Origin of the sequence: Spirillospora sp. NPDC000708 (genome assembly GCF_040299565.1) — a bacterium.
In the GTDB taxonomy this organism is placed as follows: domain Bacteria; phylum Actinomycetota; class Actinomycetes; order Streptosporangiales; family Streptosporangiaceae; genus Spirillospora.
Map to the genome: position 1 here is coordinate 1 of NZ_JBEPCJ010000185.1, position 6,903 is coordinate 6,903.

The 6,903-nt window shown below is 74.3% G+C and carries 7 protein-coding genes; 4 read left to right on the forward strand and 3 right to left on the reverse strand.

Annotation, left to right across the window (positions count from 1 at the left end; genetic code table 11):
* Positions 1-234: 234 nt before the first annotated feature.
* The gene (locus ABT299_RS51850; protein WP_387025992.1) at positions 235-1,350 is read right to left on the reverse strand and encodes a sensor histidine kinase; all 1,116 of its coding nucleotides are present in this window, start codon (positions 1,348-1,350) and stop codon (positions 235-237) included.
* On the reverse strand, positions 1,347-2,123 hold the full coding sequence (locus ABT299_RS51855; RefSeq protein ID WP_500255381.1) for a response regulator transcription factor: 777 nt from the start codon (positions 2,121-2,123) through the stop codon (positions 1,347-1,349). The genes ABT299_RS51850 and ABT299_RS51855 overlap by 4 nt, the downstream gene beginning before the upstream one ends.
* A 99-nt stretch (positions 2,124-2,222) precedes the next feature.
* Between ABT299_RS51855 and ABT299_RS51860 the strand changes: the two genes are divergently transcribed.
* The 4 genes from ABT299_RS51860 (at position 2,223) to ABT299_RS51875 (ending at position 5,682) form a co-directional block, all read left to right on the forward strand.
* Positions 2,223-2,978, forward strand: coding sequence for a hypothetical protein (locus tag ABT299_RS51860; RefSeq protein WP_500255382.1), 756 nt, complete (start codon positions 2,223-2,225; stop codon positions 2,976-2,978).
* A gap of 120 nt (positions 2,979-3,098) precedes the next feature.
* Positions 3,099-3,269, forward strand: a complete 171-nt coding sequence (locus tag ABT299_RS51865) for a hypothetical protein (protein WP_173097526.1) — start codon at positions 3,099-3,101, stop codon at positions 3,267-3,269.
* A 79-nt stretch (positions 3,270-3,348) separates the two neighbouring features.
* Positions 3,349-4,905, forward strand: coding sequence for a long-chain-fatty-acid--CoA ligase (locus ABT299_RS51870; protein ID WP_500255383.1), 1,557 nt, complete (start codon positions 3,349-3,351; stop codon positions 4,903-4,905).
* A gap of 111 nt (positions 4,906-5,016) precedes the next feature.
* The gene (locus ABT299_RS51875; RefSeq protein WP_500255384.1) at positions 5,017-5,682 is read left to right on the forward strand and encodes a hypothetical protein; all 666 of its coding nucleotides are present in this window, start codon (positions 5,017-5,019) and stop codon (positions 5,680-5,682) included.
* Between the two features lie 22 nt (positions 5,683-5,704).
* Here the strand turns inward: ABT299_RS51875 and ABT299_RS51880 are convergent, their stop codons facing one another.
* Positions 5,705-6,607, reverse strand: a complete 903-nt coding sequence (locus tag ABT299_RS51880; protein ID WP_500255385.1) for an endonuclease/exonuclease/phosphatase family protein — start codon at positions 6,605-6,607, stop codon at positions 5,705-5,707.
* Positions 6,608-6,903 lie beyond the last annotated feature (296 nt).

The following is a 6,903-nucleotide window of genomic DNA, read 5'->3' on the forward strand; positions in this document are numbered from 1 at the left end:
CGGGCGCGGGGGGGCCGCCGGGTGGCAGCCACCCGCCAGGTAAAGAGGCAGGGTAATGCGGGGGGGGGTTGTAATGGCCGGGGGCCGCATAGGGGGGGTGGCCCCCGTGCCACACGCCGGCGCCCCCCCCGCCCCCCCCCCCGGTGCCGGGGGGCGGTGCGCCGCCACGGCCCGCCTCATGACGGCGACAGGCCGCAGCTCAACAGCCCGCAGCTCAACCGGGGGGCGCGGAGATCAGGTGGGGAGGGGGAGGCGGACCTCGAAGCGGCAGCCGGCACCGGCGTTCGCGACGCCGATCTCGCCCGCGTGGGCCTCGACGATGCCGCGCGCGATGGCGAGGCCGAGCCCGGCGCCGCCGCCCGGCGTGCGGGCCGTCTCGCCGCGGAACGCCACGTCGAACACGCGCGGCAGGTCGGCCTCCGGGATGCCGCCGCAGGCGTCCGCGACGGTGACGCGGGCCTCGCCGCCGAGCACCTCCCCGGTGATCTCGACGGCGCCGTCGCTCGGGGTGTGCCGGATCGCGTTCACCACCAGGTTCCGCAGCGCCCGCCCCAGCTCGCCCGCGTCCACGTGGACGGGCAGCCCCGCGCGGACGTCCCCGCTGATCCGCACGCCCTTGGCCCGGGCGAGCGCCTCCGCGCCCGCGACCGCCTCGGCGACCAGGTCGGCGAGGCCGACGCGCTCCCGCGACAGCCGCAGCGCGCCCGCGTGGATCCGCGACAGCTCGAACAGGTCGTCCACCATCTCGGCGAGCCGCTCGACCTCCACCCGGATGCGGCCGTGGTAGCGGCGGACGGTGCCGCCGTCGGCGACGACGCCGTCCTCCAGCGCCTCCGCCATCGCGCGCAGCCCGGCGAGCGGGGTGCGCAGGTCGTGGCTGACCCACGCGACCAGCTCGCGGCGGCTCGCCTCCAGCGCCTGCTCCCGCTCGTGCGCGGCGGCGAGCCGGTCGTAGGCGGCCTCCAGCTCCCGCGACAGCTCCGCCAGCTCGGCGGGCAGCGGGCCGGCGGGCCTCCGGAACCGGTCCGCGCGGACGGCCTCGACCAGCACCCGGTTCGCGGCCACGAGCCGCCGCCCGAGCAGCACGGACACCACCGTCGCGACCAGCCCGGCCGACACGACGACCGTCAGCACGACCGACCGGTCATGGTCGTTGATCAGCATCAGGACGGAGATCACCAGGATGCCGGAGACGGTCGCCAGCACGGTCGCCGCGGCGACGACGGCCAGCTGGATCGCCACCGACCGGGCGCGCAGCAGGCGCAGCAGGCCGAGCGCGACCGCCGTGATCACCAGCGCGGCGAGGGCCGCGTAGAAGACGACCAGGAGCAGGTCCGGGAACGGGATCACCGGCCCGCCTCTCCGGCCTCGGCCCCGGTTCCGGCCTCGGACCCGGCCCCGGGCTCGGCTCCGGCCTCTGCGGGCTCGTACCGGTAGCCGACGCCCCAGACGGTGACGATCCGGCGCGGCGCCGTCGGGTCGTCCTCGATCTTCTCGCGCAGCCGCCGGACGTGCACCGTCACCGTCGAGGAGTCCCCGAACGACCAGTCCCACACGCGTTCCAGCAGCTCATCGCGGGTGAACGCGCGGCGCGGGTGGCGCATCAGGAACGCCAGCAGGTCGAACTCGCGGGACGTCAGCGCGAGCGGCGCGCCGCGCAGCCCCGCCTCGTGCGCGCCGACGTCGACGACCAGCTCGCCGTCGCGCAGCGGGCCCGCGGGGACGGCCGGGACGAGCGCGCCGCGCGCGCGCCGCAGCACCGACCGCACGCGCAAGGCCAGCTCGCGCGGGCTGAACGGCTTGGTCACGTAGTCGTCCGCGCCCGTCTCCAGGCCCACGAGCCGGTCGGTCTCCGCGCCGAGCGCGGTGAGCATGACGATCGGGACCGCGGAGGTCTCGCGCAGCCGCCGGCACACCTCCAGGCCGTCCATCCCGGGCAGCATCAGGTCCAGGACGACCAGGTCCGGCGCCTTCTCGCGGGCGCGGCGCAGCGCGGCGGGGCCGTCCGCGACGCACTCCACGTCGTGGCCGTCGCGGGCCAGGTAGCGGGCGACGACATCGGCGACGGTCGGATCGTCGTCGACCACCAGCACGCGGCCGGCGTGGTCTTTCGGCGGCATCATCCGTTCACGCTACGGGCACTCGCGCCGGGTCCACTCCATCTGTCACCACTCCGTAAGGCTTCGCCTGCGGCTGCGAACGATGACCGCTTTAATGGGCGAATGTCCCAGTCTCGTCCCGCGACGTCCACGGGCGGCGCGATCGCCATGGTCCTGGTGGGCGGTGCCGTCGCCACCGGGCTCGTCACCCTGCTGGCCGCGTTCGCCTCCTACCCGTCCCCGGAGATGCTGAGCTTCCGCGCCTCGACGGGGTTCTACCTGGTCAACTGCGCGCTCTGCGGGCTCGTCACCGCGCTCGGGCTGCTGCTGTGCCGGCCGCGCGGCCCCCTCCCGCCGATCCTCGCGGCGGTCTCCGCGCTCGTGGCGTTCGAGGTCGGCAAGCGCATCGGCGCCACGCTGGCCCTGATGATCGGGCTGGAGCGCATGCCGGACGGCATGGTGAGCGCGATCATGAAGCCGCACTTCAACAAGTACCTCGCGTACGAGCTGCTGGCCGTGGTCATCGCGGGCGGGATCGCCGCGCTGCGGGTCGGGGCGAGCGGCGGCTTCGGGCCGGGCGGGCAGCGCCCGCCCGCGTGGACGGGACCGCAGCCGGCGGTCGGCTTCGGCCAGCCGCAGCCAGGCCAGCCGATGCCAGGGCAGCCGGGGCAGCCGGGGCAGCCGGGGCAGCCGCCCATGGCCTACCCCGGACAGCCTCCGACGGCGCCTCCCGGCCGGCCGTACGGCGCGCCCGCCGGGCAGCCGTCCTTCGCGCCCCCGCCCGGTGGCGCGCCCGCACCCGGCAGCCAGCCTCCGCCGCCGTCAGGGCGGCCGCTCGACGCGCCGCCGCCCGCCGACCAGCCGCCGCCCCCGAGATGACCCCGGGTGGTCCCTGGCCGGCTCTCAGGGTCGGCCTCCGCCGAACGTCCAGAGGTAGCGGGGGCGGCTTCGTACCGGAGGGTGATGCCCTGCCCGCCATGACCGCATACGGTGAGGGGCATGGGTAAGACAATCCTGACCATTGTCGGCGTGGTCCTCGCGATCTGGCTGCTGATGACGGTGATCGGCGCGATCATCTCGATGCTGAAGTTCTTCTTCTTCATCGGGTTCGTCGCGGTCATCGTCGTCCTCGCGGTGACCCTCGTGTCCAAGATGGCCCGAAGCAGGTAGCGCTTCCCCCTTGCGGGGCTTCGCCGATGACCGCATGATGCCGGGACAACCAGGCGGTCATCGGCGAAAGGGACCTACCGTGCCGGGTCTGACGGAGATGCTGCGCGAACGGGCGCTCGCGCAGCCGGACCGCGTCGCCTACATCGCGGGCGAGACGAGCCTCACTTACCGCGAGTTCGACCGGCGCGCCGACCGGGCCGCCGCCGCCCTCGCCGCCGCCGGCGTCGGGCACGGTGACCGCGTCGCGATCCTCGACAAGAACTCGCTCGAATACGTCGAGCAGCTGTTCGGCGCGGCGCGGATCGGCGCCGTCCAGGTGCCCGTGAACTACCGGCTCGCCGCCGACGAGGTCGCCTACATCGTCAACAACGCGCAGGCGAAGGTCTTCATCGTCGGGCCCGAGTTCCTCCCGGTGCTGGACGCGATCGCCGGGAAGCTGGAGCACACCACCCACACCGTCGTCATCGGCGGCGGAGGGCACGCCCACCTCGACTACGCCGCCTGGATGGACGCCGCCGACGCCGACCCGCCCGCCTACGAGGGCGCGACGTCGGACGTCTTCGTGCAGCTCTACTCGTCGGGCACCACGGGCCTGCCCAAAGGCGTGATGCTCACCCACGACAACTTCCTCGCCGCGCTCGAGGTCACCAACGACGCCTGGGACGTCGACGACGCGACCGTCCTGATGGTCGCGATGCCGATGTACCACGTGGCCGGCAACGTGCTGACGATCTCGGTCGTCTACAACGGCATCACCGGCGTGATCAGCCGGGAGCCGGATCCGACGGAGATCGCGCGGGCGATCGAGCGGAACCGCGTCACGCACATCTTCCTGGTCCCGGTGCTGCTGCAGTTCATGCCGCTGATCCCCGAGGTGACGGCGTGCGACCTGTCGAGCCTCGAGCTGATGCTGTACGGGGCGTCGCCGATCAGCGAGGACGTGCTGCGGGGCGCGATGCGGATGCTGCCCGGCACCGACTTCATGCAGGTGTACGGGCTGACGGAGGTCACCGGCGCGATCACGATGCTGCCCGCGGAGGACCACGACCCGGACGGCCCGAACGCGCACCGGCTGCGCAGCGCCGGGCTGCCGAACGCGGGCTGCGAGCTGCGCATCGTCGATCCGGCGACGGGCGAGGACGTGCCGACCGGGCAGGTCGGCGAGATCGTCTGCCGGACCGCGCAGAACATGAAGGGCTACTGGGGGATGGCGGAGGCGACGGCGTCGGCGCTGTCGGCCGACAACTGGTTCCGCACGGGCGACGCGGGCTACCTCGACGAGGACGGCTACCTCTACATCCACGACCGGGTCAAGGACATGATCATCTCCGGGGGCGAGAACATCTACCCCGCCGAGGTCGAGAACGTCCTGATGGGGCATCCCGCCGTCACCGACTGCGCGGTCGTCGGCGTGCCCGACGAGCGGTGGGGCGAGACGCCGAAGGCCCTGGTGGTGCTGTCCGAGGACGTCCCCGAGCAGCAGCTCATCGACTACTGCCGCGAGCGCCTCGCGCACTTCAAGTGCCCGACGTCGGTGGAGCGCCGCGACGAGATCCCGCGCAACCCCACCGGCAAGATCCTCAAGCGGGAGCTGCGCGCCCCCTACTGGCAGGGCCGCGACCGGGGCGTCCATTAGCGCCCTCCGAGCGTGGACGGGATCGCGGCAGCAGGATCCGGCTTTACTCCCGGCAATCACGGACCGTGTCAACACGGTGACAATCGGTTCCGCCGCCGCGAGACTGGCTGTGTGACGGACTGGTACGCCAACGGCATCTCGATCGCCTCCCTCGGGACGACGATCGTTCTGGGGGTGCTCCAGCTCCGCAAGGGCGGTGAGCGGCGTGCCGCCCCTCCGGAATGGCCGGACGATCCGGGCGGCCCGCTGCCGGAGGCGCCTCCCGCCGGGGGCGGGAGGCCGTTCCCGAGAGGCGGCGCCGCCTTCCCGCCCGATCGGCCGCCGCCCGGGCACGGGCCGTTCCCGTTCCCGCCTTCGCCGCCGGAGCCGCCGGGCCCGGACTCCGCCCCCTCACCGCCGCCTCCGCCGCGTTCCCCCAGGTGGCCGGCCTCCCCGCGGAGGGCGTTCCGCTACGCGATGAGCACCACGGCGGTGGCCGTCGCGCTGTTCCAGTTCCTGTCGATCAGCCCCGCCGTCCAGTCCGCGGTCGCGATCGGCCTGCTCGCCGCCGTGCTGGCCGTCTGGCCCGCGCGCAGGTCGCGCGGCGGGACGTCCGACCGGCTCACGGGGCTTCTCCTGCTCCTCGTCGGCCTCGCGAGCAGCATGGCGGTCCTCGCCGTGCCGCTGGACCCGATCCTGCGCCTGCCGCAGGTCGTGGTCGCGCTGATCGTTCCGTGGTTCCTGCTGAGCCGTCTCACGGACCGGGGCCCGGCGTGGCCGCCGGACGAGCGGAACTAGCGGCGGGGTCGGTGCGGCGGGGTCAGCGGAAGCGGATCATCGCCGAGACGGGACGGTGGTCGGACGACTTGTCGGCGCCGGCCGGCACCGTGCACGACACGGTGGCCGACCTGGTCATGAACAGGTAGTCGTCCTTCTCCACGGCCGTGCCCTGCCAGTTCTGCAGGGTCTTCGCGCCGGTGCGGGACGTCCCCGACTGGTCGCACTCGGCGTAGGCGCGGTACAGCGGGTCGAGCGCCGCGTTCTCGGGCGGTTCGGCGAGGTCGCCGCCCGCGACGACGCGGGTGCCGGTCCCCGCGAGCGAGGCGAAGGCGCGCCCCTGCTTGCGGCGCCACTCGCCCTGCGGGTCCTCGGCGGGCGAGCTGAACTGGGTGACGCACAGGCGCGTCCGCCACGCCCCGGCCTCACCGCACAGGGCGATGCGCGGGCGGCCGGACGGCGACGGCAGCCGCGTCTGCTGGACGCCGCTGACCGCCACGCGCGCGCCGAGCGCGATCCCGAGCTTCCCTTGGCCGCCCACGCAGGACGGCCCGTCCGGGTACGCGGCGAACTGCCAGCTCCACGAGGCGAACCAGGACGCCTTCTTCAGCGCCTGCACCTGCCCCGAGCAGATCTCCTGGAGGAACGCGGCGTTCGCGTGGACCTTCCGCCCGCCGACCTCGGTGACGTGCAGCTGCGCGGCGACGCGCTTCGCGAGCTCGGCGGGCCGGGCGCCGAGCGGGCAGCCTGCCGCCGGGGCACCGCAGACGTTCCAGTCCACCGCCGTGATCGCCGCTTTGGGCGGCGGTTTGCGGACGGCGCCGTCGGCGTGCGCCGGGCCGCCGCCCGGGAGTCCGTCGATGTCGGCGCCGACGCCCGCGGCCGTGACGACGGCGGCGGCTCCGCAGACCGAGAGCAGGGGAATCAGAGCGCGGGGGGCTCGCACACGTTCTCCATGAGGGGGGAAATCAGCGGGGATGTTGGGAGAGATCCCACCACATCGCGATCTTGTCCGCCAGCGATTCGCGACCGTCCGGTCACGCATGCGGCGCCCCTTTTCGGACCGCCCCGAACTCCGAACGCGACAAAGAACGATAAGTCGATAAATAGACGGGGTGCCGGGGGGGCGGCGCCGCCCCCCCCCCCCCCCCCCCCCCCCCCCCCCCCCCCCCCCCCCGCCCCCCACCCCCCCCCCCCCCCCCCGCCCCACCCACCCCCCCCCGGGCGCCCCCCCCCCCCCCC